The organism is Parasulfuritortus cantonensis (genome assembly GCF_004337445.1).
Classification (GTDB): Bacteria; Pseudomonadota; Gammaproteobacteria; order Burkholderiales; family Thiobacillaceae; genus Parasulfuritortus; species Parasulfuritortus cantonensis.
The window spans coordinates 97,765-124,535 of record NZ_SJZB01000032.1; the positions used below are offsets into that span (position 1 = coordinate 97,765).

The window sequence follows — 26,771 nt, forward strand, 5'->3', positions numbered from 1 at the left end:
AAGGAGGAGCATCATGAACGTCGCCAAGCTGCAAGCCGCCGCCCCCGACACCCTGCCCACCGACCTGGCCGCCCTGGAGGCCTGGTTCGACCGTCGCCTGGACGAGAAGCTGGCCGAAAGGGAGGCCAACAAGGTGCCGTCGCTCTGCGTCATCGCCACCAAGGGCACCATGGACATGGCCTACCCGCCCTTCATCCTGGCCTCCACCGCCTCGGCCCTGGGCTGGAACGCCTCCATCTTCTTCACCTTCTACGGCCTCGAACTGCTCAGGAAGGACCTGCACCTGAAGGTCTCGCCCCAGGGCAACCCGGCCATGCCGATGAAGATGCCGTTCGGGCCGGACTGGCTGAAGCGCATCAACATGCCCATCCCCAACCTGGTGTCGGGCAACCTGCCCGGCTTCGAGAGCCTGGCCACCAGCCTGATGGAACAGACCGTGAAGGCCAAGGGCGTGCCCAGCATCAAGGAATTGCGCGACATCTGCATCGAGTCCGACGTCCGCCTGGTGGCCTGCCAGATGACGGTGGACCTGTTCAACTATCGCCAGGACGAGTTCATCCCGGAGATCGCCGAGTGGATCGGCGCCACGACCTACCTGGGCGAGGCGCGCAACGCCGACGTCTGCCTGTTCGTCTAGGCGGTCCGGCGCGCCCCCCGGGCGACGCCGTTCGGGGGCCGTGCCGGTATCATGGCGGCTGCACGGCAACCCGGAACCGACCATGCGTGTACTGTCCGTCATCCCGCCGATGACGCAGCTCAATACACCCTACCCCTCGACGGCCTACCTGACCGGCTTCCTGCGCGCGCGCGCCGTCGACGCGGTCCAGGAGGACCTCGCCCTGGCCCTGGTCCTGCGCCTGTTTTCCCCGGCCGGCCTGGACGCCGTCCGGGCCGTCGTCGAGGCCCTGCCGAACAAGCGCCGGACGCCGCGGGCCAAGGCCTTCCTGCGCGAATTCGCCCGCTACCGGGCCAGCGTCGGGCCGACCGTCGCCTTCCTGCAGGGCCGCGACCCCAGCCTGGCCCAGCGCATCGCCGGCCGCCGCTTCCTGCCCGAAGGGCCGCGTTTCGAATCGCTCGACGTCTACTACGACCCCGAGGGCGGCGACCCGCTGGCCTGGGCCTTCGGCGCCCTCGGCGTACAGGACCGGGCGCGCCACTTCGCCACTCTGTACCTGGACGACCTCGCCGACGTCCTGCGCGAGGCCGTCGACGGCCGCTTCGAGTTCGTCCGCTACGCCGAGTCGCTGGCCCTCAGCCAGGCCAGCTTCGCGCCCCTGGCCGAGGCCCTGGCGGCGCCCGAGACCCTGGTCGACGGCAGCCTGCGCGAACTCGCCGAGGCCGCCGTCGAGCGCCACGCGCCCCGGGTGGTCCTGGTCTCGGTGCCCTTCCCCGGCTCCGTCTACGGCGCCTTCCGGATCGCCCGGGCGATCAAGGCGCGCCATCCCGAGGTCGTCACCGTGCTGGGCGGCGGCTACGTCAACACCGAGCTGCGCGAGCTGGCCGAACCGCGCGTGTTCGACTACTTCGACTACGTCACCCTGGACGACGGCGAGCGGCCGGTCCTCGCCCTGCTCGAACACCTGCGCGGCGAGCGGCCGCCCGAGCGCCTGGTGCGCACCTACCTGCGCGACGCCGGCACGGTGCGCTACGTCGACTGCGGCGAGGCGGACGTGCCGTTCGCCGAGGTCGGCACGCCGACCTGGGACGGCCTGCCGCTGGACCGCTACCTGGGCGTCCTGGACATGCTCAACCCCATGCACCGGCTGTGGTCGGAGGCACGCTGGAACAAGCTCACCGTGGCGCACGGCTGCTACTGGAAGAAGTGCAGCTTCTGCGACGTCGGCCTCGACTACATCGGCCGCTACGAGGCCGCCGACGCCGCCTTGCTGGTCGACCGCATCGAGGCCGTGGTCGCCGAGACCGGCCAGACCGGCTTCCACTTCGTCGACGAGGCGGCGCCGCCCAAGGCCCTCAAGGCGCTGGCCGAGGAACTCCGGCGCCGGCAGCGGGCGATCTCCTGGTGGGGCAACATCCGGTTCGAGAAATCCTTCACCCCGGAACTCTGCCAGGACCTGGCCGCGAGCGGCTGCATCGCCGTCTCGGGCGGCCTGGAGGTGGCCTCGGACCGCCTGCTCCAGCTCATGCAGAAGGGCGTCTCGGTGGCCCAGGTGGCGCGCGTGACGCGCGCCTTCAGCGACGCCGGCATCCTGGTGCACGCCTACCTGATGTACGGCTTCCCGAGCCAGACCGTGCAGGACACCGTCGACGCCCTGGAATACGTCCGCCAGCTGTTCGAGGCGGGCTGCATCCAATCCGGCTTCTTCCACCGTTTCGCCTGCACCGCGCACTCGCCGATCGGCCTCCACCCGGAGCGCTACGGCATCACCCTGCAGCCGATGGCGCCGGTCAGCTTCGCCCGGAACGACGTCCGCTTCACCGACCCGACCGGCGTCGACCACGAGCGCCTCGGCACGGCGCTCAGCAAGGCGCTCTACAACTACATGCACGGCATCGGCCTGGACGAGGACGTGCGCAGCTGGTTCGCCGACCGGGTGCCGAAGCCGCGCGTCGCGCGCCACTTCATCGCCCGCGCCCTGTCCGAACCGGGCCCGCCTTAGCCGGGCCGGGGCCGGCTAGTCGTCGGCCAGGGCGATCACGGCGGCGCCGCTGGCGGGATCGATCTCGAACAGCATCTCGCAGTATTCGTTCTGGGGCTCGAAGGGGGTCGGATCATCGGCGCAACTGCAGCCGGCGATGATGCCCGAGTAGAACACCCCGACCCGGGCCTGGATGCGGCCGCCGACCTCGGCGGCACCGATGACCAGCGCGGTGACCGGCTCGTCGAGGGCATGGCTGCAGGTCGACAGGCCCTGTTGCAGGGGCAGCCGGGCCGGATCGAGGCCCTCCACCTCCCGCTTCAGGACCGCTTTGAAGTCGGCCGTGCCCCAGGCCTCGGCGGCGCCGGCCAGGCGGATCGCGCCGGTCATCGCCGGCGCGGCCTAGACGACGCTGCCGAAGCCCCGGTCGGCGGCACCGGGCGGGGGCTGCAGGCCGGCCAGGCGGCAGCCCTGGGCGATCGGGCCGTTGGGGAACAGCTCGTACAGGTACTTGATGCCGCCCTCGGGGTGGAAAAACTCGTCCAGGGCGTCGTGCAGTTCGCGCACGTTCACGCTCGGGCCGTCGTGGCGGGCGTAGAACTCCTGCAGGGCGCACACCACCTGCCAGTGCTCCTCGGTCAGGGCCAGGCCTTCCCGGCGCGCGAGGGCGATCGCGTCGGCACGCGACCAGTCGGCGGGGGCGAGGGGAAAATCCGGATCGGAGATGGGTTCGAAACCGGGACGAACGTAGCTTTCGGCGAAATAGTTCATGGTTCTCCTCCTGTCAGTGGCCGCCGCGGGACACGACGGCTCGGCTTACGAGTTAAGCCTAGCCGTAATAGTTGACCAATCCACTCGACATTGCAAGCACGCCATGACGCGCGCTCACAGGAGCGGCCGGCCGGCCCCGATCGCGCGCTTGGCCACGCGGCCGGCGCTGCCGCCCTTGATCATGAAGAAGGCCAGCCCCGGGCAGGACACCCGCTCGCCCAGGCGGGCGAGCAGCTTGGCCTCGCGGGTGAACCAGCCGCGCCGTTGCACGACGATGACGTGGACCGGACTGTCCGGATCGACCTCGACCACCTTGCGGCAAATCCAGGCCTGCTTGACGCCGTCCACGGCGGCCAGCTCGCGGGCCAGGGCGGCCAGCTCGGCCTCGGCCAGGACGGCGCCGGCGAAGGTGTCCTTGGCCATCACCCCGGCGCGTTCGGCGCGCCCCCGGGCCTCGCGGTCGAACTGCGCCTCGCCCCGGCGCAGCCAGGCGTCGGCGCCGTCCCGGTCGCCGACGCGCCGGCAATAGTCGTAGGCTACCTCGCAGACCGGCAGCGCCAGGTCGAAGCGGGCCGCCGCCCGTTCCAGATGGGCCAGCCCCGCCGCATCGTCGCGCGCCAGCAGGAGGCGGCCGACGCTGAACTCGGCGTCGAGGTCGTCCGGATAGCGCCCGGCATAGGCCTGGTAGTGGGCCAGGGCATCGAGGCCGAGCCGTTCGCTCCAGGCCGCCCGCTGCCACGCCTCGTCGGCGCTCAACGTCTCCTCCGGCCGGGCCTCCAGCTCGGCCAGGCGGGCGCGCATCTCGGCCGTCTCGCGATAGCGTGCCTCCCAGGGCCCGGCGTTGCGTTCCAGCCAGGTGCGGTCGAACTCGGCCAGGAGCGCGTCGCAGCGGTCCCCGAACCAGACCTCGGCGGCACTCGGCCGCGCCGGCCCGGCCTCCGGCGCGGGGACGCCCAGGGCGCGCAGGCGGTCGGCCAGGGACGGGTGGGTATCGGTATAGCCGGTCTCGACCGCCAGGGCCGGTTGCAGTCCGGCAAAGCGCTCCCCGGCCGAGTCGGCCAGGAAGCGGGCCATGCCGCCGTAGGGCCCCGCCTCGGGCCGTTCCACCAGGTCGGCGCGGGCCAGGAAAGGCCGCCAGTAGGCCTCGGCCAAGTGGCCCGCGCCGACGTGGCTGGCGACCAGGCAGGCCGCCGCGTCCGCCGCCGAGGTGACGCGGGCCGAGAGGGCGTCGGCCTGGTATTCCTCGGCGCGCGCCAGGGCGAAGCTGTAGGCGCCGAAGTGTGGCGCATACCAGTCGAAGAAGCGGGCCATCAGCCGGCTGCCCCAGTCGCCCGAGCGGTCGAACGCCTGCATGACCCGGTCCCAGGTCTGGCGGACGCGGTATATCCAGGCACCGAAGCGGCCATGGTTCCCGGACAGGTGGCCGAGCTCGTGGCCGAGCAGCGCCCTGGCCTGGTCCGGCGACATCGCCAGGAGCAGCGGCAGGCCGAGCATGAGGGTGTTGCGCGGCCAGCCGAAGACGCCCAGGCGCGGGGTCTGGACGACCGAGGCGTTGAACTCGTCGGTAAGCATGACCGAGTGCAGGGTGGGCGTGGCGAGCTGCCGGGACAGGTCGGCCAGGACGGCGGCGAGGGCCGGGTATTGGCGCAGGTCCAGTTCACGGCCCTCGGGCGGATCGAAACGCACCCAGAGCGCGCGGCCGATGGCGTAGACCAGATAGCCGAGCAGGATGATGAGCTTCTTCTTGATCAGCAGAATGAGCAGTGCGGTGCTCGCGAGGGCGCCCCAGACACTGCCGACCAGCAGGGCCAGGAGGAGGAACAGGACGCCGAACAGGACCGCGTAGCCGAGCACGGCCAGGAGGGCGAGGCGGCGCCGGTAGGCGGCCGGGTCGGCGGCGCCGAGGGCCTCCGCACGCCGGATCAGGTCTTGGAAATGCTCACGCTGTTCGGTGGTACTGGCCATCGCCGGATCTCCCTTTTGGTTTTCCGGCATTCTGCCAGGGCCGCCGGCCCGCGCGCCAGCCGTGTCCTCAGTGCCGCCCGGCCAGGCGTCCCAGTTCCGCCAGGGCGGCCTCGGCGCGCCCGTCCCAGGTCAGCGCCGCGGCCAGGCGCAGGCAGTTGCCGTAGCGCGCCTGGGCCGAGAACAGGCGCCCCGGGGTGAAGCTGACGCCGGCCGCCAGCGCCCGCTCGTAGAGGTCCTCGGTGTCGATGCCCTCGGGCAACTCGACCCAGAGTACGAAGCCGCCGCCCGGCCGCGAGGCGCGCGTGCCGTAGGGGAAATAGCGCGCGATGCCGGCCTGGATGCGCGCCAGGTTGTCGGCGTACACCCGGCGCACCCGGCCCAGGTGGCGTTCGTAGCGGCTGTCGGCCAGGTAGTCCGCGACCGCGAGCTGGGTCAGGGTGGCGTTGCCCATGGTGCTCATGTACTTGAGGTGCTCCACCGTCTGCTGCCAGCGCCCCGGCACGATCCAGCCGATCCGGTAGCCGGGCGCGATGCTCTTGGTGAAGGACGAGCAGAGCAGGACGTTGCCGTCGCGGTCGTAGGCCTTGGCCGCGAGCGGCCGGTCGCGGCCGTGGCAGAGGTCGCCGTAGATGTCGTCCTCGATCAGGGGCACGCCGCGCGCGGCCAGCAGCCTGACCAGGCGCGCCTTGTTGGCGTCCGGCATGAGGCCGCCGGTCGGGTTGCTGTAGTTGCTCACCACCATCACCGCCTTGACCGGCCAGCGGTCCAGCGCCAAGGCCAGCGCCTCCAGGCTGATGCCGGTGTCGGGGTCGCCGGGAATCTCGAGGGCCTGCATGCCGAGCGACTCGATCGCCTGCAGGGTGCCGAAAAAGGCCGGCGACTCGATGGCGACGATGTCCCCGGTCCTGGCCACCGCGCGCAGGGCCAGGTTGAGGGCCTCCTGGCAGCCGTCCGTGACGACGATCTCGTCGGGACCGAAGCGGCAGCCGGAATCCTCGGCGCGCCGGGCGATGCGCACCCGCAGCGCCTCCTCGCCGGGCGGGAAGCTGTAGCGGCTGCCCAGGTCCTCGGCCGCGCGCAGGCAACGCTTGAGCGAGGCGCGCAGGTCGGCCAGGGGCAGGAATTCCGGCTGCGGCACCGCGGCACCGAAGGAGACCAGGTCCTTGCGCTGGGTGTTGCGCAGCATGCGCAGGGTGCGTTCGGTGACGTTGACCTGGCACGGCCCCTCGGCCGCGGCACCGGGCCGCGCCGGCGCCGGCGCCGATTCCGGCTGCCGGGCGTAGAACCCCGACTGCGGCCGCGCCTCCAGCCAGCCATGGCTTTCCAGCAGCCGGTAGGCCGCCACCACCGTGGCCTGGCTGACCCGGTGGCGCTCGGACAGGCGCCGCACCGACGGCACCCGCTCGCCGGGCGGATAGACGCCCTCGCGGATGGCATCCTTCAGCTGGGCGGCCAGATTCTCGTACAGGTTCATCGTCTCCTCCTGATGGAACCAGTCTAGCCGCTCGTAGCGCATCGGCACCGATACAGTCGCGTGCCCGGACCGGCGATACAGTCGCGGCAACGCCTTAACTGTAGTGCAGCAATTGGCCTTTCACTGACTCTGTATCGCCCACCCCGCGCTGTCTAGGATGGCCTTATCGCCCCGACCAGGAGACGGCCATGACCGCTCACCGACCGACACCACCGCGCCGCCCCGCCGGCCGGGCCGGCGACGCCGGTCTGCTGGCCCGGGCCTGGCTGGGCCTGGCGGCCTTCTGCGCCCGTCGGCGCGCCGAGGCCGAGTTGCGGGCCATGGACGCCCGCGAGCTCGGCGACCTGGCACTCGACCGCGGCGGCATCGGCTACGCGGCCCGGCACGGCCGCACGCCACGCTAGCCTCCGGCAGGCCGGATCGCGGCGAGCCGACCGGCGACGTGGCGGCCGCCCCTGAACCGAGGAGCCCCTCCGACCGTCTACCCACCTCCAGGCCCTGGACATGACGAGAGGAGATCACCATGAGCAACCAACAGCCCGCCCCCGAGACCCACGGCGTCACGACGCAGTTACTCGCAACGGTCGACCTCGGCCCCGAGATCGAAGGCATGGCCGGGCGCCAACTCAGGATGCGCATGGTCACCATCGAGGCCGGTGGCGTCTTCGGGCCGCTCCACGACCATGTCGACCGGCCCGGCGTCGTCTACATCCTGCAGGGGACCATCACCGACCATCGCAACGGCGTCGCCACCGACTACGGCCCCGGGGTCGGCTGGCCCGAGGACCGCAACACCACGCATTGGCTCGAGAACCGGGGCACGACGACGGCGGTGGAGATCTCGGTCGACATCGTCCGCCAATAGGCGCCTGGCCGCCCTCAGCCCCCGGAGGCCGCCACCCTGGCCGCCAGGCGCGCGCTGCTGAGGGCGCGCAGGAAGGCGGCGATGTCGCGCACCTGGGCCTCGCTCAGCTCGCGCCCCGGCACCCGGTGCAGGGCCCGGTCGGCGGCCGACCAGTAGGCCGCCTCGGCCGGGTCGGCCGCCCCCGGGACGACGCGGCGGCCGAGCTGGGAGGTGGCCATGATGCGGACCGCCTCCTCCAGGCTGGTCACCGCGCCGTTGTGGAAATACGGCCCGGTGAGCGCGACGTTGCGCAGCGACGGTACCTTCCAGACGCCGCGCCCGGCCCGTTCGGCGCCCAGTCCGTGGTCGTCGGCGAGGCGGTAGCGGGCGACGTAGGCGTTCCCGTAGGCCGGGAACATCCGGTACGGCGCGCGGGCGTCGAAACGGCTGGCGCTGCTGAAGTTGGGGCCGTGGTGGCAGATCACGCAGCCGACCTCCTCGAACAGCGCCATGCCGCGCACCTGGGCCGCGTCAAGGGCGGCGCGGTCGCCGCGCACGTAACGGTCGTAGGGCGCGTCGGCGGTGACCAGGGTGCGCTCGTAGGCGGCGATCGCCGCCACCACGGCGTCGATGTCGACCGCCTGCGCCGGCCCGAAGGCCGCCGCGAAGGCGGCCCGGTAGTCGGGTCGCGCGGCCACCCGGGCGGCCACCTCGGCCAGGCTGTGCATGCCCATCTCGACCGGGTTCACCGGCGGGCCCTTGGCCTGTTCCTCCAGCGACGGCGCCCGGCCGTCCAGGAACAGGCGGGCCTGGAAGGCGGCGTTCCAGACCGTCGGGGCGTTGCGCCGGCCAACCTGGCCGGCGATGCCCAGCGACGTCGCGCGGCCGTCCGCGCCGGTGCCGCCGGCGACGTCGTGGCAGGAGGCACAGGCCACGCTGTAGTCCCGGGACAGCGCCTTGTCGTGGAACAGGCGTTCGCCCAGGGCCACCCGGGCCGGGCCGACGGCGTCGGCCGGAGCGGCCGTATCCGGCAACGGCCGCCAGGCGTAGACCGCCTTGACCGGGACCGCGGCGGGCGTGGCCGGCGGCGTCCGCCCGGGCGCGCGCCCGGCGTGGTGTACTGCGCTCAGCGGTGCCAGGGTGGCTTGCGGCAGGGTCACCATCAGCGTGATGGCGGTCGCCTTGGCGGCGAAGGCGAGCACGCCCATGCCCAGCCCGGCCGCGAGCAGGAAGCGGCCACGGCCCGACAGGCCGGCCGAGGGCGCCAGTTCGCGCAGCACGATGGCCAGCACCGCCAGTGCCCCGAGCAAGGCCAGCAGGGCGAGCAGGCCGAGGAAGTCGAGCCATTCCGGGTACATCTTCCACCTCCGTTTGCATGCCAGTGAGGTGGCCAGGATGACGCCGCCGCTGCGGCCGTTCAGTAGCAAAAGCTACACTCGCGGCCGGGTCAGGGTGCGGGGTCTTCGACCAGGAGGAAGGGCCGGCCGACCGCCAGCCGGAAGCGCCCGCGCCCGGTCTTGGTCATGGTCAGGAACGGACAGCGCTCGGCCAGGCGGCGCTGGAGCAGGATCAGGCGGGCGTCCAGGTTGTCGGTGACGCCGGGCAGCCCGAGGGAGCCATCCAGGCGCAGCTCCCGGTTGCTGAACTCGTCGCGCCCGGCATCGCGGTACTCGCGTAGCAGCTTCCAGACGATCGCCCCGGCGACGCCCTTGATGAGGTAGTCGTTGTCGACGAACACGCTGTGGTCGGCGGCGAAATGGCGGATGGTCACCGTGGCGCCCGGCGGCACCGGCGCGGCCGGCCGCGGGGCGGGCATCGGCGCGCTGTCCTGGGCCGGCTCGGCGCCGCGCGCCAGCCAGTCGAGCTGGAGCGCCAGCTGGCCGGCCAGGACCGCCATGGCATCCTCGTCCTCGTAGCCGAAGCGCTGTTCGGACGGGCTCTCGACGTAGAGGACGCCGATCAGGCGCCCCGCCACCGCCAGCGGCAGGGCGAGCTGGCTGGCCGCCTCGGCCAGGCCGGGCAGCGGGATCTCGGTCTCCAGGACGATGCGGGCGTCGCTGTCGGCGAAACGGCGCCGGGTGGCCTGGCTGTAGCGGTACTCCTCGACGGCATGGCCGATGCGGATCGGCGTCCGCGCCGCCGCCGCGACCCCGACGATGCCCTCGCCCAGGCCGACCTCGGAACCGACCCCGGACTCCGGGTAGCCCCGGCTGGCGACCGTGTACAGGCAGCGCCGCCCGGGGTCGAGCAGGAGCAGCATGGCGTGGCGGATGTCCAGGTGGCGTTCCAGGCTCGCCAGGGCGGCGTCGAGCAGGCCGGCCAGGTCCGAACAGGGGGCCAGGTCGGCCTGGCAGGCGCGCAGCGCCGCCACCAGGTCGGTGCGCGGCGGGCCCGGCTGGTCGTGGTCGCCGGGTACCAGGCCGACGTCGAGCACCCGGTAGACGTCGGAACCGAGCAGGCGGAACACCTTGCTCATCCCGGTATGCGAGGCGATGGCGGCCAACCGGGCCTTCATGGTCTCGAACAGCGGCCCCTCGGTCTCGGTGCGCAGGTAGGCCAGGCGCAGCTGGTAGTGGGCCGCGCTGACCGGGTCCACCACCTCGACCAGGGCGTGCGGATTGGCCAGGATGTTGGCGCGGGTCTTGTTGAAGAACTGGTAGGACAGGGCGACGTGGCCGTCGTCGACGAAATGGACGTGCGACAGCTTGGCCACGTTGGGCATGCCATCCGGCGCACAGGTGGCGATGGTGGCCGGGATGGCGCCCTCGAAGCAACGCCGCAGGGCGCGCAGCGGCAGGCTCACGCGCCGGGCTCCAGGCGGCGCCCGGCCGCCGGCCCCGGGGTCTGCTCGAAGGCGCCTTCGGGACAGAAGGCCACCGCCATGGCCTCGTCGCGCAGCGGTGCCAGCATCGCGCTGAGGAACGCCTCCGGATAGCCCAGGGCGGTCAGTTCGGCGGCGAACGCGGCGCCGCTCGCCGCCATGGCGGCGGCGTCGGCCGCGGCCACGGCGCGGACCCGGGCGCGGGCCGCCTTCAGCTGCAGGGTCTCGTGCGTTGCCGGTCGGCTGAACACGGCGGCGACCGGGGCGCCGGCGGCGACGTCGCGCAGCAGCTCGGCGGCGCGGCGCCGGGAAACGTAGATCACCACCTCGCGACGATCCGCCGACACGCGGCAGCCGTAGGCCCGGCTCAGCGAGGGCCGGCCGTCGGCACCATGGGAGGCCAGGCCGATCGACAGCGGGCCGCCGAGGAAGGCGGCCTGCCGGGCATCCAGCAGCGGGGCGGCGGTTTTCTTACTGGGCACGCGAATGACCTAGCGAAACAGTCGGGTTAGTGGAGCCCATTATAGGTCCCGGCGGCGCTTAGGAAATTTTTAGCATTTCCCTAGCAAACACTTAGCGGCGGCGGCCGGGGCCCGTGCCTAATCTGCGCATCAGGCAATACGCCTTGCGATCCGATACGGAGGTTTCCATGCAACACCCTCGCCGCGGCCTGGCCGCGTTTCTCGTTTCCGCCCTGTGCGCCCCGGCCGCCTGGTCGGCCGGCACGGCCCAGGACGCCAAGCTCGCCGAACACGGCCGCTACCTGGTCCAGGTGTCCGGCTGCAACGACTGCCATACCCCCGGCTACCTGCAGAACGACGGCAAGGCCCCGGCAGCGCAGTGGCTGACCGGCAGCGCGGTCGGCTTCCAAGGCCCCTGGGGCACCAGCTACCCGAGCAACCTGCGCCTGCTCGCCGACCGCCTGAGCGAGGCGCAGTGGCTGGCCCGGGTACGGCAGCCGATGCGCCCACCCATGCCCTGGTTCAACCTGAAGGCGATGAGCGAACGCGACCTGCTGGCCATCTACCGCTACCTGCGCGCGGCCGGCCCGGCCGGCGCGCCGGCCCCGGCCGCCGCCGCGCCGGGCGTCCAGGTCGCCACCCCGTATTTCGACTTCACGCCGAAGAACCTGCCCAGCCAGGTTTCCTCGGCCGGCAAACCCTGATCCGGAGGTCGCCATGGCCGAGACAAGCCCCGAGCTGGCACGCCTGGAAGGCATGCTTTTGATCCGCGCCTACGAAGAACAGCTGGTCGCCCTGCACCGCGACGGCGCCCCCGGCACCTGCACCAGCGTCGGCCAGGAGGCCTGCGCCGTCGGCGTGGTGCAGGCCCTGGATGGGCGCGACCGCATCCTCACCAACCACCGGAGCGGCGGCCACCTGCTGGCCCGCGGCGCCGATCCCGGGCGCCTGATCGCCGAGGTGCTCGGCCGGGTCGACGGCTATTGCGGCGGCCGCTCCGGCAGCCTGCACATCTCGGCCGCCGAACTGGGCGTGGTACTCACCTCGACCATCGTCGGCGGCGAGTTGTCCATGGCGCCGGGCGTCGCCCTGGCCCAGAAGATGGGCCGCGGCGAACCGGGCGGTATCGTCGCCGTGTTCTTCGGCGACGGCGCCGCGTGCGAGGGCGTCTTCCACGAGGCCCTGAACCTCGCCGTGCACTGGCGCCTGCCGCTCCTGTTCGTGTGCGAGAACAACCAGTGGCAGGCCTACGTGCACCGCCTGGAGACCATGTCCGACCGGGCCATCAGCGCCTGGGCGGAGGGCCACGGCCTGCCCGTGCGGGTGGTCGACGGCAACGACGTCGAGGCCGTGCACGGCGCCGCCGCCGACCTGGTGGCCGGCATCCGGGCGCAGGGCGGCCCCGCCTTCCTGGAACTGTCCACCTACCGCCAGCGCGGCCACTTCGAGCCCGACGACCAGGCCTACGTCGACCCGGCCGAGTGCCAGGCCTGGCTGGCGCGCGACCCGATCCGGCGCCAGGCCGAGCGCCTGCGCGCGGCCGGCCGCCTGGACGCCGCCGGGCTGGCCGCCCTGGAGGCGCGGGTCGCCGCACGCATCGCCGCCGCCCTGGCTTTCGCCCAGGCGAGCCCGATGCCCGGCCCGGACACCCTCGACCGACACGTCTACGCCTGAAAGGGGACCCGATGTCCACGATGACTCTGGAACAAGCCGTGCAGCTGGCCCTGCGCGAAGAGATGGGACGCGACGCCAGCGTCCTCTACATGGGCGAAGGCGTCGCCACCAAGCACGCCGACATGGTGGCCGACTTCGGCGCCGACCGGGTCCGCAACACCCCCCTCGCCGAGGCCATCATCGCCGGCACCGCGGTGGGCGCCGCCGCGAGCGGTTTGCGCCCGGTGATCGACCTGCTGTTCGCCCCCTTCATGACCTACGCCATGGACGCCCTGGTCAACAGCGCCGGCAAGCTGCGCTACCTGTCCGGGGGCCAGTTCAGCTTCCCCCTGGTAGCCCTGGGCATGACCGGCGCCGGCTGGGGCGTCGGCGGCCAGCACAACCACAACCTGGAGGCGATGTTCGTACACGCCCCCGGCCTCAAGGTGGTCATGCCGGCCACCCCGGCCGACGCCCGCGGCCTGCTCAAGGCCGCCATCAGGGACGCCAACCCGGTGTTGTTCTTCCTCGACATCGGCCTGCTCCACCAGCCCGGCCCGGTGCCCGACGCCGTCGACCAGGTCCTACCGCTGGGCGAAGCGGCCGTGCCGCGCAGCGGGCGCGACGTCACCCTGGTGAGCTACGGCAAGACCGTGGCGGTGTGCCTGGAGGCGGCCGCCGGGCTGCAGGCCGACGGCATCGACGCCGAGGTGGTCGACCTGCGCACCCTGAAGCCGCTGGACGAGGCCGCGGTGCTGCGCTCGCTGGCCAAGACCGGGCGCCTGGTCGTGGTCCAGGAGGCCAGCGGCCTGTGCGGCGTCGCCGCGGAGATCGCCGCCCTGGCGGCGGGCCGGGGCTTCCCCTTCCTGCAGGCGCCGGTCGCCCGCCTGACCGGCCCGGACGCCCCGGCGCCCGGCAACTGGGCCCTCGAGCAGGCCATGGTGCCGAGCGCCCAGCGGGTGATGGAACAGGTCCGCGCCCTGGTCGGCACGCCCGCCCTGGCCGCCTGACCGGCTCAGGCGGAGGCGTCCGTGACCAGGCGGCGCAGGCCGAACAGGTCGCGTATGGTCACGGCGCCGCGCCGGGTGTCGACCAGGCCCTTGCCGACGAACTCCTGCAGCAGGCGGGCGATCACCTCGCGCGTGGTGCCCAGGTGCTGGGCCAGTTGCTGCTGGGTCATGCGCAGGACGCCGTCGGCGGCGGCCTGGATGAGGATGAAGTTGGCCAGGCGCTGGCGGTGGTGGCTGGAGTGCACCAGTTCCAGCTCCGACATGAGGCGGAACACCAGGGTCGACAGGGTGTGCACGGTGAGGTTCTGGATGGCCGGCTCGCGCTCGAACAGGGTTCGGTAGACGGCGCCCGGGATGAGGGCGATGGTGGTGTTCGCCTCGGCCTGCACCCAGGCCGGGTAGAGCAGGTCGTTGAACAGGCAGTTGAGGGCGAGGACGCAGGTCTCGCCCGGGTCGATGAAATACAGCGTGGCCTCGGTGCCGTTGGGCGCCAGGGCGAACACGCGCAGGCGGCCGGACAGCACGACGTAGGCGCCGGAGACCGGCTGGCCCTTGTGCAGGGCCATGCCGGCGCGCGGGCACTCCGCCTGCACCAGGCCGCGCGCCAGCACGGCCCGGCTCGCCTCGGACAGGCTGCGGAAGGGTTCGAAACGCTGCAGTTCGGCCAGGGTGGACATGGCGGCTCCCTCGGGTCGCCCGCCCGGGGCGGGCGACGGGTTCGATACGGCGCTCAGGCGGCGTGGCGCTTGAAGAACATGTCGCCGGGCGTCGCCGTGGTCACCTCGGTGATGGAGTCGAACGGCAGGCCCAGCTTCTCGTGCACCCGGCGCACCGCCTCGGCATCGGGCGCCATATTGAAGCAGAAGGCGCGCCCCTCCTCAAAGCCGACGTGGGTGCGCAGGGGCACCACGCCCTCCTCCGCGCAGGCCATCTCGTAGAGGCTGTAGAAGCCCTCGAAATCCTCCGGCGAGAGCTTTTCCGGGAAGGTCTGGCGGGCACGGTCGTGGGTGTCGATGTAGAAACGCATGGACTGCATGGTCATCTCCTGTGTGGTCGCGCCGGGATTGGCGGCGACACCCAGGTTAGCCATGCCGGGGCGGCCGTTCCGTAGCAAAAGCTACAGTGCGGCTCAAAGCGCGCCGTCGAGGCCGAACTGGTCGCGCAGGACGTCGGCCACCTCGGCCTCGGCCAGCAGCCGGCTGCCGACGCCGTCGGGGGCGATGGTCTTCAGGCGGTTGTCGAACAGGATGACGCGGCCGTCCGGGGTGTGGCGCATAACGATGCGGTGCCTCATGAACAGGCTCTCCGGGTAGGTCGAGTTGAGCCAGTTGGCGGGCATGAAGTCGACCCACTCGTGGTGGCCCAGGTCGAACGAATACTGGTCGGCCCAGCGCCCCTCCACCTCGGCCTTGAGGCGGTACTCGCGCGCGTCGAGGGGGCCGAGTTCGAAGCGGTCGTGATCCTGGCGCACCGGCCCGGCGCCGGCCAGGCGCATGGGCGCCCGCATGCCGTAGCTGCCGAAGCCGACGTCGCACAGCCATTCCTCGCCGGCCAGCGTGGCCAGGATGGCCATGTGGGTACGCGGCCGGCGCACCGGGGCCTGGATCATGGGCCGGCAGCCGACGAAACGGTAAGCCACCCCGAGCGCGCCCAAGGCCAGCGCGAACAGCCCGTTGACCTCGTAGCAGTAGCCGCCCCGTCGGCGACCGACCAGCTTGTCGACGATGGCCTCCGGGACCAGGGAGATGCCGCGTCCGGCGAGCACGTCGAGATTCTCGAACGGCACCGTCTGCAACTGCCGGCGCATGAGTGCGCTCACCGTGGCGAGGTCGGGCGCGACGGCGCCCGTGTGGCCGATGCGGTCCAGGTAGGCTTGCAGGTCGAAGTTGTCGGCTTTCATGGCGGCGTCCCGGTGGCGATGCCGACATCATACCCAAGCGCACCACTCGGGTAAGCCGCCGCCTTCCGGGCGTGCCGGCTTGCCAGGCCGGGATCGCCGGGGCTAGGCTGAACCGTTGCCATCACCACCCCGACCGCCATGCCGAACCGCCTCGAAGTCACCGTACTGGTGGAAAACCAGCCCCTGGGCCGCGGCCTGCTCGGCGAACACGGGCTCGCCTTCCACCTGCGCGCCGACGGCCGCGAGGTCCTCTTCGACACCGGCCAGGGCCTGGCCCTGGCGCACAACGCCGAGGCGCTGGGCATCGACCTCGCCGCGCTCGGGACCGTCGTCCTCAGCCACGGCCACTACGACCATGCCGGCGGCCTGCCCCTGGTCCTGGCGCGGTGCGGCCCGGCCGACGTCTACCTGCATCGCGCGGCCCTGGCGGCCAAGTTCAACCGCGACGGCAAGGACATCGGGGCGCCGGCCGCCGCCCTCGCCGCCCTCGGCGCGGCCCGGGTACACGAGGTGGCGGCCCCGACCGAGATCCTGCCCGGCCTGTACGCCAGCGGCCCGGTCCCGCGCCGGCATGCCTTCGAGGACACCGGCGGGCCGTTCTACCGCGACCCGGGCAAGGTCGAGGAGGACCCGGTCACCGACGACCAGGCCCTCTACGCCCTGCTGCCCGAGGGCGTGGTCGTGCTGCTCGGCTGCTGCCATGCCGGCGTCGTCAACACCCTCGACTACATCGGCGAACTGACCGGCGGCCAGCCCGTGCACGCGGTCATCGGCGGCACCCACCTGCTGCGCGCGGGGGAAGAACGCCTGGCTCGGACGGCGGACCTGCTGGCGCGCCTAGACGTCCGCCTGCTCGCCCCCAACCACTGCACCGGCCTGAACGCCCAGTGTTATCTGCGCCGCCGCTTCCCGGATCGCTACGCAGAAGCCCCGGCGGGCACGCGTTTCGTGTTCGGGAAGGCCGGCTAGGCGCCGCTTCGGTCGCCACGTGCCTGCGGGCCAAGTTCGCGCACGAACACCTCCCGCCCCGAGCCGTAGTCAGTGCTTCTTTCAACATGGCGGCCTCGGCATTTCTTCACTTTTACCTCAGCTTCGTTTTGACCGGCGGCCTGCTTGATGCGCCCTGCCCGCGTCTGCGTTTCCCTCGCGGCCCGACCGGCCCATTGGGCTCCAACCGGACGGTTCTCCGACCGGCCACCCGCGCCGGTGCTCTGCGAACCGCCCCCGGCGCCGTGGGGCGGGTCCGGTCTTCCACGGCACTTCTCCCGCAATTCCGTCAACTTGGCCTCCCCGGCGCAACGCCATACGGGAAGCGCTGATGCGCAACGCGTCTGCGGAAGTTCCGATGTGACGCCGCCGCGCCACGTGCAACCGGCCGGGATGCTATCGTGGCGTCCCGCAAACCGAAGCTGCGCCATGAACATCTGGGTCGATGCCGATGCCTGCCCGGCCGTCATCAAGGACATCCTCTACCGGGCCGCGAACCGGCTCCAGGTACCCCTGACGCTGGTCGCCAACAAGCTGCTGCGCGTGCCGCCGTCGCCATGGATACGCGCGCTGCAGGTGGCGCACGGATTCGACGTCGCCGACCGGCGCATCGCCGAGGCGACGCAGCCCGGCGATCTAGTCATCACCGCCGACATCCCGCTCGCCGCCCAGGTCATCGCCAAGGGCGGCCACGTGCTCGATCCGCGCGGCGAACGGCTCGACGCCGGCAACATCGCCGAGCGCCTGACGCTGCGCAACTTCATGGAAGACCTGCGCGGCAGCGGGGTGGAGACGGGCGGGCCGGCCGCCTTCTCGGCCGCCGACCGGCAGACCTTCGCGAACCGGCTGGATGCGCTGCTGGCGAAGTGCCTGCGGGAGTCGGGCAAGCGCCCCTGAAACGAGGCCGCAGGGCGTAGCGGGGTGCGGCCAAAGAGGCGCCACCGGCGACCGAGCTGAATATCGGCTTAATTAATACACTCGCCCCAAAAGCCCTATAAGCTAAGCAGTATTACTCACCACATTTCGTCCGGCCATGAAGATCCTCCTGGTGGAAGACTCCCGTTCGCTCGCGGCCGTCATCGGTTCCCGGCTGGAGTCCTTTGGCAACGAGGTGACGCTTGCCGAGAACGGCCAGATCGGTTTCGACAAGTTCGTCCAGGCGAGCTTCGACCTGATCCTGATGGATATCGAGATGCCGGTCATGAACGGCTTCGAGGCCACCACCCGGATACGCGCCCACGAGGCGCGCCAGCCCTGGGCCTGGACGCCGATACTGTTCCTGACCGCCTCGGACACCTCCGACAACATCGTCACCGCGATCGAGGCCGGCGGCGACGACTTCATCGCCAAGACCGTGCCGGAACCCGTGCTGCAGGCCAAGATGAAGGCGATGGCGCGCATCGCCACCCTGCGCCGGCGCCTGGCGGTCGCGAACGCGCGGCTGAGCGAGCAGGCCAGCCGGGACGGCCTCACCGGGCTGTACAACCGCCGGCACATGGACCTGCGCCTCGACGCCGCATGGGAACAGGCGGTGAACCGGGGCAAGCCGTTCGCGTTGCTGATCCTCGATATCGACAATTTCAAGAAGTACAACGACCACTACGGCCACCAGACCGGGGACGATTGCCTGCGCGCGGTTGCCGCGGCGATCGCCAAGGCCGTCGCCGAAGGGAACGCCCCCGAGGAGACCGAGCACGCCTTTGCCGCCCGCTACGGGGGCGAGGAGTTCGTCGTCGTCCTGCCCTTCGCCGCCCATGCCGCCTACGAGGCGGTGGCCGTGCGGGTGCTGGCCGGCATCCGCGCGCTCGCCATCGAGCACCTCGACAACGCGGGCATCGGTACCGTCACGGTCTCGGTGGGCGGGGCCTACCAGACCCGGGCGGCCGGGCGCATCGCCGACCTCTTCAGGTGCGCCGACCAGCGCCTCTACCGGGCCAAGGGCAACGGCCGCAACCAAGCCGTGCTGGCCGGCTGAGCACGCCGCCCCGGGCGCCGGTCAGTCGGCCACCGAGCGGGCCAATGCCGCCTCCAGCCAGGCCGCCTGCAATTCGAAGGAGCCGTCGGCCTGGACCCGGAAGTGCGCCCGGGCATCGTCGGACGCCTGCTCGAACAGGTCGCGGATCGCCCGGACGCGTACCTCGGGGGTGCGCATGCGCCCGGTCCAGGATTGGAACTCGGCGGGCACCGGCCAAACCTCGGCGGCCGGGCTGCGGAAGCCGGCCCGGTGCAACAGGGCGTGCCATTCCGAGACGCGGTAGTCGCGCACGTGCGAGGGGTCGCGCAGCAGTTCCACGCTCTGCAGCAGGGTGTCGAACCGGGGCGTTTCCGGCGCCACGATGTCGATCATGATCAGGCTGCCGCCCGGCTTCAGGACGCGTGCCGCCTCGGCCAGCGCCCCGGCCACGTCGGCCCAGTGGTGCGCGGAGTAGCGGCTGACCACGAGGTCGAAGGCGGCGGCCGGGAAAGGCAGCCGTTCGGCCGGCCCCTGGCGGGTGGCCAGGCCGGCCAGGCCGCGCCGCCCGGCCTCCGCCTCGACCACCGCCAGCATGGCCTCGGTCAGGTCGTAGGCGGTGACCCGGGCCCCGCCCGCGGCCAGGGCGAAGGCGGCGTGGCCGGCACCGCAGCCGAGGTCGAGCACGGCCAGGCCGGGCGTGCCGCGCGCCAACGCGCCCAGGCGTTCGAGGTCGGCGCCGCGGGCGTGCACGGCACTGGTCAGGTAGGCGTCGGCGACGGCGCCGAACTGGCGCGCCGCGAGGCGGTGCTGTTCCATGGCCGGCTCAGGCCGCCCGGCTCGCGGCCGGCAAACGCGTCCGCAGGCGCGCCGCGGCCCCGGCCAACGCCTTGACCGAGGCGGTGACGATGTTGGCGTCCATGGCCACGCCGAAGCATTCCGTGCCGCCGCCGGGTGCCGCGACCTCGACGAAGGCGCAGGCGCGGGCGTCGCCGCCGCTGGCCATGGCGCGTTCCTCGTAGCCGCGCACCTGGAGGTCGATGCCGATGCCGCGCAGGGCGTGCACGGCGGCGTCGATGGGGCCGTTGCCCTCGCCGCTGAGCAGGTGGGTGATGCCGTCCGCCTCGACGCTCAGGCGGATGCCCTGGACCCCGTCGCGTTCGTAGAGATGGTGTTCGACGTAGCGCACCGGCGCCTCGGCGTCGAGGTAGGTCTCGGCGAACAGGGCCCAGATGTCGGCCGCGCTCATCTCGCCGCCGTGGCGGTCGGTGTGGCGCTGCACCTCGGCGGAGAACTCGATCTGCAGGCGGCGCGGCAGGACGACGCCGTACTCGGTCTCCAGCAGGTAGGCCACGCCGCCCTTGCCGGACTGGCTGTTGACCCGGATCACGGAGCCGTAGCTGCGCCCGAGGTCGGCCGGGTCGACCGGCAGGTAGGGCACGTTCCAGGGCGCCTCCGGGCGCTGGGCCGCGAAGCCCTTCTTGATGGCGTCCTGGTGCGAGCCCGAGAAGGCGGTGAAGACGAGGTCGCCGACGTAGGGGTGGCGCGGATGGATGGCCTGGCGGGTGCACTGCTCGACCGTGCGGGCGACCGCGTTGACGTCGGCGAAGTCGAGCCCGGGGGCGACGCCCTGGCTGTACAGGTTGAGCGCCAGGGTGACCAGGTCGACGTTGCCGGTGCGCTCGCCGTTGCCGAACAGGCAGCCCTCGACGCGCTCGGCGCCGGCCAGCATGGCGAGTTCGGCGGCCGCCACCGCGGTACCGCGGTCGTTGTGCGGGTGCACGCTGAGGACCACGCCGTCGCGCCGGGCCAGGTGGCGGTGCATCCACTCGATCTGGTCGGCGTAGACGTTGGGCGTGGCGACCTCGACCGTGGCGGGCAGGTTGAGGATCACCTTGCGGTCGGGCCGGGCACCCCACTCGGCGGTGACCGCGTCGCACACCTCGCGGGCGAACTCGAGCTCGGTGGCGGTGAAGGTCTCCGGGCTGTATTCGAGCACCCACTCGGTCTCCGGCTGGGCCTCGGCCAGTTCCCGGATCAGGCGCACGGCGGACACGGCCATGTCGAGCACCTGCGCCTTGGTCATGCCGAAGACGACGTCGCGGAACGGCTCGGAGGTGGCGTTGTAGACGTGCACGATGGCGCGGCGCACGCCCTTGAGGGCCTCGAAGGTGCGCCGGATGAGGTGCTCGCGCGCCTGGGTGAGGACCCCGATGGTGACGTCGCCGGGGATGTGGCCACCCTCGACGAGCCCGCGCACGAAGTCGAATTCGGTCTGCGAGGCGGACGGGAAGGCGACTTCGATCTCCTTGAAGCCGACCTCGCACAGGGTGCGGAACAAGTGCATCTTGCGGTCCCCGTTCATGGGCTCGAAGAGGGCCTGGTTGCCGTCGCGCAGGTCGGTGCTCAGCCACACCGGCGGCCGGGTCTGGACCCGGTTCGGCCACTGCCGGTCGGCCAGGGCGACGGGTTGGAACGGGCGGTACTTGCGGGCGGGGTCTTGCATCATTTCGGGGGCTCCGTGACGGGCGATTTCGATGCCGGAAATGGTACCGGCACGGCACCGGCACAGGATTGCGAAATCGGCCGCAAAAATCCGAGTTTTGGAATATCCTGCCAATATAATTCGACACTAATAGTGTTTCTGCCAATCTGTCGCCTGATACGGGAATCCCATGCAACTCGACCGCTACGACCGCCACATCCTCCGCCTGCTCCAGGACGACGGCCGCCTGAGCAACCAGGAGCTGGCCGACCGCATCGGCCTGTCGCCCTCGCCCTGCCTGCGCCGGGTACGCGCCCTGGAGGAGGCGGGCGTCATCGCCGGCTACCGGGCCATGCTGGACGCCAAGGCGCTCGGCCTCAGCCTGATGGCGCTGATCCACATCTCCATGGACCAGCACACGCCGGAACGCTTCGAGGGCTTCGAGGCCGCCGTGCGGGCCATCCCGGAGATACTCGAATGCCTGCTCATCACCGGCCAGAGCGCCGACTACCAGCTCAAGGCGGTGGTGCGCGACATGGATGCCTACCAGGAACTGCTGCTCGACCGGGTCACCCGCATCCCGGGCGTGACCGGGGTGCATTCGAGCTTCGTGCTGCGCCGCGTGGTGGACAAGACGGCCCTGCCGGTACCGGGCGACTGAACGCGCCGCGCCGAAATCGCCGGGGTGGCCTATACAGAGAGGCGACAGCCGACCGCGGGCACGCCGACGCCGCGGCCGGACCGGACCCCGTCAGAACCGCCGAAAGCCATACCCGATGCCCCGATCGCGCGCCGACTTCGAGTTGCTGTTCCAATTCTCCAAGGCACTGTCCGTCGCCCTCGGTTTCCGCGACATCTACACCAAGCTGCATTCCGAGCGAGTGCGCGACCTGGCCTGCCTGCTGGGCGAGGCCTGCGGCCTGGACGAGCACGGACTGGAGGAGCTGCGCATCGCGGCGGCCTTCCACGACATCGGCAAGATCGGCATCCCGGACCGCCTGCTCGCCAAGGTCGAACGCCTGGAACACGAGGAACGCGCGGAAATCGAGCGCCATCCGCTCATCGGCGAGGAGATCCTGTCGGCGGTCGGCCTGCCCGGCGCCGCCGAGGCCGCACGCATCATCCGCCATCACCATGAGCGCTATGACGGCTCCGGCTACCCGGACGGCCTGAGCGGCGACGCCATCCCGGTCGCCGCGCGCATCATCAGCGTGGTGGACAGCTACGACGCCATGGCCGAACGGCGTTCCTACCACGCCCCGCGCGGGCACCGCCAGATCGTCGCGGTGTTGTACGAGGAACGCGGCGGCAAGCACGACCCCGAGATACTCGACACCTTCCTGCGCATCATCGAAACGAGCCTGCTCAGGGCGCCGGACGCCTAGGCCGGCGGCGCGCCGAAGCGGGCCCGGCATTCGCGCAGGCCAGCCAGGGCCGCCCTGGCCGCCTCAACGCCCGTAGCGGCCGGTCAGGACCGCCTTGCCGAGCGTGTTCTGGTGCAGGTAGAAGCCGACCATGGCGGCCGGGGCGTTGGCGTCCAGGGGCAGGCTGTCGGCCTTCAGCGCATAGACCGTGAAGATGTAGCGGTGCGGCTTGTCGCCGACCGGCGGGCAGGGGCCGCCATAGCCGGGCTGGTTGAAGTCGGTGCGGCTCTGCACGGCGCCGGCGGGCATCAGCCCGGCCTGGACGGCGCCGGCCCCCTTCGCCAGGGCGCGGGTGTCGGCCGGCAGGTTGAACACCAGCCAGTGCCACCAGCCGCTGCCGGTCGGGGCGTCGGGGTCGTAGACGGTCACCGCCAGGCTCTTCGTGCCGGCCGGGACGCCGGACCAGGCCAGGGCCGGCGAGACGTTGCCGCCCTGGCAGCCGAAGCCGTTGAAGACCTGCTCGTCGGCCAGGCGGGCGCCCGGCTGCAGTTCCGGACTGGTCAGGCGGAAGTCGCCGGCCTGGGCGCTGGCCGCGGCGGCCAGCAGGCAGGCGAGGGTCAGGCGTCGATACATGATGCTCTCCTCGAAATGGCGGACCCGGGCAGTTTGCCCGCCCGGGTCCGGGGTTGTCATCCGGGTCAGGCCCGCGCGGCGGCGGGCGTGGCGGCGCGCATGCGGTGCAGGTCGGGCAGGAAGACCGCGAGCAGGCCGATCAGGGGCAGGTAGGAACACAGCCGGTAGACCGCCTCGATGCCCCAGTGGTCGGCCAGCTGGCCCATCACGGCGGCGCCGACGCCGGCCAGCCCGAAGGCGAGGCCGAAGAACAGGCCGGCGATGGTGCCGACCCGGCCGGGCACCAGCTCCTGGGCATAGACCACCATGGCCGGGAAGGCCGAGGCGAGCAGGAAACCGATGACCAGGGTGAGCAGGGCCGAGGTGCCGAGGCCGACGTAGGGCAGCGCCAGGGTGAACGGCGCCACGCCCAGGATGGACAGCCAGATCACCTGCTTGCGGCCGATGCGGTCGCCGATCGGCCCGCCCAGCAGGGTGCCGGCCGCCACCGAGGCGGTGAAGTAGAAGAGGTGGTACTGGGCGGTGCGGGTGTCGACCTGGTAGTGCTGCATCAGGTAGAAGATCAGGTAGCTGTGGATGCTGGCCAGGTAGAAGAACTTGGAGAACATCAGCGCCATGAGCACGGCCAGGGTGGCGGCCACCTTGCCGCGCGCCAGGCCGGGACCGGCCGGCGCGGCCGCCTTGCGCGGCCGGCGGTGCTGGTGCCGGTACCAGAACCCGACGCCGGTGAGGACGATCATGCCGACCAGGGCGATCAGGGAGAACACCGCCAGGCTCTTCTGGCCGTGCGGCAGGACCACCCAGGCCGCGAGCAGGGGCCCGAAGGCGGCGCCGGCGTTGCCGCCGACCTGGAAGATCGACTGGGCCAGGCCGTGGCGGCCGCCCGAGGCCATGCGCGCCACCCGCGAGGCCTCCGGATGGAAGATGGAGGAACCGCTGCCGACCAGGGCGGCCGCCGCCAACAGCATGGGGAAGCTCGAGGCGAGCGAGAGCAGGAGCAGGCCGCTCAGGGTGCAGGCCATGCCGAGGGCCAGGGAGAACGGCTTCGGGTGGCGGTCGGTGTAGGCGCCGACCACCGGCTGCAGGAGCGAGGCGGTGAACTGGAAGGCCAGGGTGATGAGGCCGACCTGGCCGAAGCTGAGGGCGAAGCCGGTCTTGAACAGCGGGTAGCTGGCGATCATCAGCGACTGCATGGTGTCGTTGAGGAAGTGCGAGAAGCTGATCGCCCCGAGCACCGGGAAGACGGTGCGTTCGGGCGGCGTGGTCGCGGCGGTCATGTGGAAACACTCAGGTGGATGTCGTCCGGCCGACTTTATGGGCTAACATGGCTGTCCGTCTCGCTGAATTCAGGCAACAATCCTTTCGAAATGGACACCCCACACCGCCACGGCCAGGGTCTCGACCAAGGCCACATGCCGGTCACCGGCAAGGCCATCGACTATGCCTCCGGCTGGCGCGTGCCCGGCCACAGCCACCCGACCAACCAGCTCATCCATGCCGTGCGCGGCGTCATGGTGGTGGCGGCGGCCGGCGGCCAGTGGGTGGTGCCGCCGACGCGCGGGCTCTGGATGCCGGCCGGCGTCGACCACCGCATCCGCATGGTCGGCGACGTCCAGGTGCGCACCGTGTACATCCGCCCCGACGCCAGCCCGAGCCTGCCCGGCGAGGTCGAGGTGGTGGGCATCTCGGCGCTCCTGCGCGAACTCATCCTGGCCGCCATCGAGATCCGCCAGCCCTACCTGGACGACTCCCGCGACGGCCGCCTGATGCGCCTGCTGCTCGACGAGGTGGCCGTGCTGCCCAGCCTGCCGCTGCGCCTGCCGCAGCCGAGCGACCCCGACCTGCTGACCATCTGCCGGGCCCTTGCGGAGACGCCGGACGACCCCTCCACCCTGGGCGAATGGGCCGCACGCCTGGGCGTCGACGCCAAGACGGTGCAGCGCCGCTTCGCCCGCCACACCGGCATGACCTTCGGCCAGTGGCGCCAGCAGGCGCGCCTGATCACCGCCCTGGAGCAGCTGGCTGCGGGCGCCAAGGTGGTCGACGTGGCACTCAACCTGGGCTACGGCAGTCCGAGCGCCTTCACCACCATGTTCAAGCGCCAGTTCGGCGCCACCCCGAGCACCTACTTCCGCTGACCCCTACATGATCCTGTCGACGCACCCGCTGCGGGCCCTGCGCGCCCGTGACTTCCGCATCTACTTCGCCGGCCAGCTGGTCTCGGTGGCCGGCACCTGGATGCAGCAGATCGCCATGGCCTGGCTCACCTACCGGCTCACCGACTCGGTGTTCATGCTCGGCCTGCTCGGCTTCGCCAGCCAGGCGCCCATCCTGGTGTTCGGGCCCCTGGGCGGGGTCTGGGCCGACCGCCTCGACCGCCGCACGCTCATGATGTGGACCCAGACCCTGGCCATGGCCCAGGCCCTGGTCCTGGCCGTGCTGGCCTGGCAGGGCTGGGCCACGCCGGCCCTGCTGCTCGGCCTCGCCTTCGTGCTCGGCTGCGTCAACGCGGTCGACGTGCCGGCCCGGCAGTCGCTGGTCGTCCACCTGGTCGGCGACCGCACCGTGCTGCCCAACGCCATCGCCCTCAACTCGTTCATGATGAACGCCACCCGCTTCGTCGGTCCGGCCCTGGCCGGCTTCATCGTCGCCTGGGCCGGCGAGGCGGTCTGCTTCCTGCTCAACGCCCTCTCCTACCTGGCCGTCCTGCTCGCCCTCATGGCCCTGCACGCGCGCCCGGGCGGCGACGCCTCGAAGCGCCCGCTGCATGCCCTGCGCGAGGGCCTCGTCTACACCTTCGGGCACCGCGACATCCGGCGCTTCCTGCTCCTGGTCGCCATGGTCAGCTTCCTGATCGCGCCCTACGTGGTGATGATGCCGCTGTACGCCCGCACCATGTTCCACGGCGACGCCCGCACCCTCGGCCTGCTGGTCAGCAGCGCCGGCGCCGGCTCGCTCTCGGCCGCCCTGTTCCTGGCCTCGCGCACCTCGATCGCCGGCCTCGCCCGGCGCGTCTCCCTGGCCGCCGCCCTCGCGGGCCTGGCCTTGGCCCTGTTCGCGCTCAACGAGGTGCACGCCCTGGCCTACCCGATCCTGATGGTGCTCGGCTTCTCGGTGGTCCTGGTCGCGGCCGGCAGCAACACCCTCCTGCAGAGCTGGGTGCGCGACGACATGCGCGGCCGGGTCATGGCGACCTTCTCGATGGCCTTCCTCGGCGTGGCGCCGCTCGGCAGCCTGGCGGTGGGCAGCCTGGCCCACGTCGCCGGCATCCGGCCGACCCTGTTCCTGTGTGGCCTGGCCGCCCTGCTCGGCGGCCTCGCCCACCGGCGCGCTCAGGCGCGGTCCCAGTAGGGCTCGCCGGCCAGGCGCTCGGCCAGGAAGTCGATGAAGCCGCGCACCCGCCCGGACAGGTGGCGGGTGGGCGGGTAGACCGCGTACACCGACAGCTCCGGCCAGGCGTGGTCGGCCAGCACCGGCACCAGGGCCCCCTGGCGCAGGGCCTCGGCGACGTAGAAGGTCGGCAGCAGGATGACGCCGAGGCCGTCCAGCGCCGCACGCAGCAGGAAGTCGCCGCTGCTCGCGGTCACCCGCGCCGGCACCCGGATGCTGCCCGGCGTACCGTCCGGACCGACGTAGTTCCACAGGCCCGGCTCGCTGCTGTCGCTGTAGACCAGGCAGGCGTGGCCGGCGAGCTCGCCGGCACGGCTGGGGGCGGCGTGCGCGGCCAGGTAGGCCGGGCTGGCGTAGACGCCGTGGCGGACCGGCGCCAGGCGGCGGGCGATCAGGCTGGAATCGTCCAGGCGGGCGATGCGGATGGCGAGGTCGAAGCCCTCCTGGATCAGGTCGACGCGGCGG

29 protein-coding genes are annotated in these 26,771 nt (G+C 71.8%); 14 read left to right on the forward strand and 15 right to left on the reverse strand.

Annotated elements, in window-relative coordinates:
* Positions 1 to 13 precede the first annotated feature (13 nt).
* Positions 14 to 637: a DsrE/DsrF/DrsH-like family protein gene (locus EZJ19_RS08770; protein ID WP_131446686.1), complete on the forward strand. Its 624-nt coding sequence runs from the start codon at positions 14 to 16 to the stop codon at positions 635 to 637.
* Between the two features lie 82 nt (positions 638 to 719).
* Positions 720 to 2,618, forward strand: a complete 1,899-nt coding sequence (locus EZJ19_RS08775; protein WP_131446688.1) for a B12-binding domain-containing radical SAM protein — start codon at positions 720 to 722, stop codon at positions 2,616 to 2,618.
* Positions 2,619 to 2,633: 15 nt separating this feature from the next.
* On the opposite strand, the gene EZJ19_RS08780 is transcribed toward EZJ19_RS08775, so the two are convergent.
* The 4 genes from EZJ19_RS08780 to EZJ19_RS08795 all read right to left on the reverse strand — a co-directional run bounded on the left by EZJ19_RS08780 (position 2,634) and on the right by EZJ19_RS08795 (position 6,849).
* Positions 2,634 to 2,987 (reverse strand): hypothetical protein, encoded by a 354-nt coding sequence (locus tag EZJ19_RS08780; protein WP_131446690.1) that lies wholly within the window; start codon positions 2,985 to 2,987, stop codon positions 2,634 to 2,636.
* Positions 2,988 to 2,999: 12 nt separating this feature from the next.
* Entirely contained in the window at positions 3,000 to 3,368 is a 369-nt protein-coding gene (locus EZJ19_RS08785) for a TusE/DsrC/DsvC family sulfur relay protein (RefSeq protein WP_131446692.1), read from the reverse strand.
* Between the two features lie 114 nt (positions 3,369 to 3,482).
* Complete coding sequence (locus EZJ19_RS08790) at positions 3,483 to 5,333, reverse strand: M48 family metallopeptidase (RefSeq protein ID WP_131446694.1); 1,851 nt, start codon at positions 5,331 to 5,333, stop codon at positions 3,483 to 3,485.
* A 67-nt stretch (positions 5,334 to 5,400) separates the two neighbouring features.
* On the reverse strand, positions 5,401 to 6,849 hold the full coding sequence (locus EZJ19_RS08795) for an aminotransferase-like domain-containing protein (protein WP_240754716.1): 1,449 nt from the start codon (positions 6,847 to 6,849) through the stop codon (positions 5,401 to 5,403).
* Positions 6,850 to 6,995: 146 nt separating this feature from the next.
* Here EZJ19_RS08795 and EZJ19_RS08800 point away from each other — a divergent pair, with 146 nt between their 5' ends.
* Entirely contained in the window at positions 6,996 to 7,211 is a 216-nt protein-coding gene (locus EZJ19_RS08800; protein WP_131446696.1) for a hypothetical protein, read from the forward strand.
* A 119-nt stretch (positions 7,212 to 7,330) separates the two neighbouring features.
* Positions 7,331 to 7,672, forward strand: a complete 342-nt coding sequence (locus EZJ19_RS08805; protein ID WP_131446698.1) for a cupin domain-containing protein — start codon at positions 7,331 to 7,333, stop codon at positions 7,670 to 7,672.
* Positions 7,673 to 7,686: 14 nt separating this feature from the next.
* Here EZJ19_RS08805 and EZJ19_RS08810 read toward each other — a convergent pair whose 3' ends face one another.
* The 3 genes from EZJ19_RS08810 to EZJ19_RS08820 form a co-directional block, all read right to left on the reverse strand.
* Positions 7,687 to 9,009, reverse strand: coding sequence for a cytochrome-c peroxidase (locus EZJ19_RS08810; RefSeq protein ID WP_131446700.1), 1,323 nt, complete (start codon positions 9,007 to 9,009; stop codon positions 7,687 to 7,689).
* A gap of 89 nt (positions 9,010 to 9,098) precedes the next feature.
* Complete coding sequence (locus EZJ19_RS08815; protein WP_131446702.1) at positions 9,099 to 10,454, reverse strand: GAF domain-containing protein; 1,356 nt, start codon at positions 10,452 to 10,454, stop codon at positions 9,099 to 9,101.
* Positions 10,451 to 10,954, reverse strand: coding sequence for a hypothetical protein (locus EZJ19_RS08820; RefSeq protein ID WP_131446704.1), 504 nt, complete (start codon positions 10,952 to 10,954; stop codon positions 10,451 to 10,453). Before EZJ19_RS08820 ends, EZJ19_RS08815 begins: the two co-directional genes overlap by 4 nt.
* Before the next feature lie 167 nt (positions 10,955 to 11,121).
* Here EZJ19_RS08820 and EZJ19_RS08825 point away from each other — a divergent pair, with 167 nt between their 5' ends.
* From EZJ19_RS08825 to EZJ19_RS08835, 3 genes are read left to right on the forward strand one after another with little or no spacing between them, the layout of a single operon-like run.
* Complete coding sequence (locus EZJ19_RS08825) at positions 11,122 to 11,637, forward strand: cytochrome C (protein WP_131446706.1); 516 nt, start codon at positions 11,122 to 11,124, stop codon at positions 11,635 to 11,637.
* A gap of 13 nt (positions 11,638 to 11,650) precedes the next feature.
* Positions 11,651 to 12,607, forward strand: a complete 957-nt coding sequence (locus EZJ19_RS08830) for a thiamine pyrophosphate-dependent dehydrogenase E1 component subunit alpha (RefSeq protein WP_131446708.1) — start codon at positions 11,651 to 11,653, stop codon at positions 12,605 to 12,607.
* Positions 12,608 to 12,618: 11 nt separating this feature from the next.
* Positions 12,619 to 13,596, forward strand: coding sequence for an alpha-ketoacid dehydrogenase subunit beta (locus EZJ19_RS08835; protein ID WP_131446710.1), 978 nt, complete (start codon positions 12,619 to 12,621; stop codon positions 13,594 to 13,596).
* A 5-nt stretch (positions 13,597 to 13,601) separates the two neighbouring features.
* Here the strand turns inward: EZJ19_RS08835 and EZJ19_RS08840 are convergent, their stop codons facing one another.
* The 3 genes from EZJ19_RS08840 to EZJ19_RS08850 are packed head-to-tail and all read right to left on the reverse strand — an operon-like array spanning position 13,602 to position 15,496.
* The gene (locus EZJ19_RS08840; protein ID WP_131446712.1) at positions 13,602 to 14,273 is read right to left on the reverse strand and encodes a Crp/Fnr family transcriptional regulator; all 672 of its coding nucleotides are present in this window, start codon (positions 14,271 to 14,273) and stop codon (positions 13,602 to 13,604) included.
* Between the two features lie 53 nt (positions 14,274 to 14,326).
* Positions 14,327 to 14,686 carry a DUF4242 domain-containing protein gene (locus EZJ19_RS08845; RefSeq protein WP_206199376.1) on the reverse strand — a complete coding sequence of 120 codons (360 nt, stop codon included), beginning with the start codon at positions 14,684 to 14,686 and terminating at the stop codon, positions 14,327 to 14,329.
* Positions 14,687 to 14,725: 39 nt separating this feature from the next.
* Entirely contained in the window at positions 14,726 to 15,496 is a 771-nt protein-coding gene (locus EZJ19_RS08850) for an arylamine N-acetyltransferase family protein (protein WP_131446714.1), read from the reverse strand.
* A gap of 138 nt (positions 15,497 to 15,634) precedes the next feature.
* On the opposite strand from EZJ19_RS08850, the gene EZJ19_RS08855 reads away from it, so the two are divergent.
* The 3 genes from EZJ19_RS08855 (at position 15,635) to EZJ19_RS08865 (ending at position 18,458) form a co-directional block, all read left to right on the forward strand.
* The gene (locus EZJ19_RS08855) at positions 15,635 to 16,465 is read left to right on the forward strand and encodes an MBL fold metallo-hydrolase (protein WP_131446716.1); all 831 of its coding nucleotides are present in this window, start codon (positions 15,635 to 15,637) and stop codon (positions 16,463 to 16,465) included.
* Between the two features lie 447 nt (positions 16,466 to 16,912).
* Positions 16,913 to 17,380, forward strand: a complete 468-nt coding sequence (locus EZJ19_RS08860; protein ID WP_131446718.1) for a YaiI/YqxD family protein — start codon at positions 16,913 to 16,915, stop codon at positions 17,378 to 17,380.
* A gap of 136 nt (positions 17,381 to 17,516) precedes the next feature.
* A complete protein-coding gene (locus tag EZJ19_RS08865; protein ID WP_131446720.1) occupies positions 17,517 to 18,458 on the forward strand; it encodes a diguanylate cyclase in 942 nt (313 codons plus the stop codon).
* Positions 18,459 to 18,479: 21 nt separating this feature from the next.
* Here the strand turns inward: EZJ19_RS08865 and EZJ19_RS08870 are convergent, their stop codons facing one another.
* Positions 18,480 to 19,253 carry a class I SAM-dependent methyltransferase gene (locus EZJ19_RS08870; RefSeq protein ID WP_131446722.1) on the reverse strand — a complete coding sequence of 258 codons (774 nt, stop codon included), beginning with the start codon at positions 19,251 to 19,253 and terminating at the stop codon, positions 18,480 to 18,482.
* Between the two features lie 7 nt (positions 19,254 to 19,260).
* Positions 19,261 to 20,943 (reverse strand): 2-isopropylmalate synthase, encoded by a 1,683-nt coding sequence (gene leuA / locus EZJ19_RS08875; RefSeq protein ID WP_131446724.1) that lies wholly within the window; start codon positions 20,941 to 20,943, stop codon positions 19,261 to 19,263.
* Positions 20,944 to 21,109: 166 nt separating this feature from the next.
* On the opposite strand from leuA, the gene EZJ19_RS08880 reads away from it, so the two are divergent.
* Entirely contained in the window at positions 21,110 to 21,580 is a 471-nt protein-coding gene (locus EZJ19_RS08880) for an Lrp/AsnC family transcriptional regulator (protein ID WP_131446726.1), read from the forward strand.
* A 115-nt stretch (positions 21,581 to 21,695) separates the two neighbouring features.
* On the forward strand, positions 21,696 to 22,304 hold the full coding sequence (locus tag EZJ19_RS08885; RefSeq protein WP_131446728.1) for an HD-GYP domain-containing protein: 609 nt from the start codon (positions 21,696 to 21,698) through the stop codon (positions 22,302 to 22,304).
* Positions 22,305 to 22,367: 63 nt separating this feature from the next.
* Here the strand turns inward: EZJ19_RS08885 and EZJ19_RS08890 are convergent, their stop codons facing one another.
* Positions 22,368 to 22,916 carry a YbhB/YbcL family Raf kinase inhibitor-like protein gene (locus EZJ19_RS08890; protein ID WP_131446730.1) on the reverse strand — a complete coding sequence of 183 codons (549 nt, stop codon included), beginning with the start codon at positions 22,914 to 22,916 and terminating at the stop codon, positions 22,368 to 22,370.
* A 65-nt stretch (positions 22,917 to 22,981) separates the two neighbouring features.
* Positions 22,982 to 24,193: an MFS transporter gene (locus tag EZJ19_RS08895; RefSeq protein ID WP_131446732.1), complete on the reverse strand. Its 1,212-nt coding sequence runs from the start codon at positions 24,191 to 24,193 to the stop codon at positions 22,982 to 22,984.
* A gap of 90 nt (positions 24,194 to 24,283) precedes the next feature.
* Here EZJ19_RS08895 and EZJ19_RS08900 point away from each other — a divergent pair, with 90 nt between their 5' ends.
* Both EZJ19_RS08900 and EZJ19_RS08905 read left to right on the forward strand, forming a co-directional pair.
* Positions 24,284 to 25,054: an AraC family transcriptional regulator gene (locus tag EZJ19_RS08900; RefSeq protein ID WP_131446734.1), complete on the forward strand. Its 771-nt coding sequence runs from the start codon at positions 24,284 to 24,286 to the stop codon at positions 25,052 to 25,054.
* Positions 25,055 to 25,061: 7 nt separating this feature from the next.
* The gene (locus EZJ19_RS08905; protein ID WP_131446736.1) at positions 25,062 to 26,267 is read left to right on the forward strand and encodes an MFS transporter; all 1,206 of its coding nucleotides are present in this window, start codon (positions 25,062 to 25,064) and stop codon (positions 26,265 to 26,267) included.
* Here the strand turns inward: EZJ19_RS08905 and EZJ19_RS08910 are convergent.
* Positions 26,249 to 26,771, reverse strand: a 523-nt coding sequence (locus EZJ19_RS08910; RefSeq protein ID WP_206199377.1) for a substrate binding domain-containing protein, incomplete at its 5' end; no start/stop codon positions are given. The two genes, EZJ19_RS08905 and EZJ19_RS08910, sit on opposite strands and share 19 nt — an antisense overlap.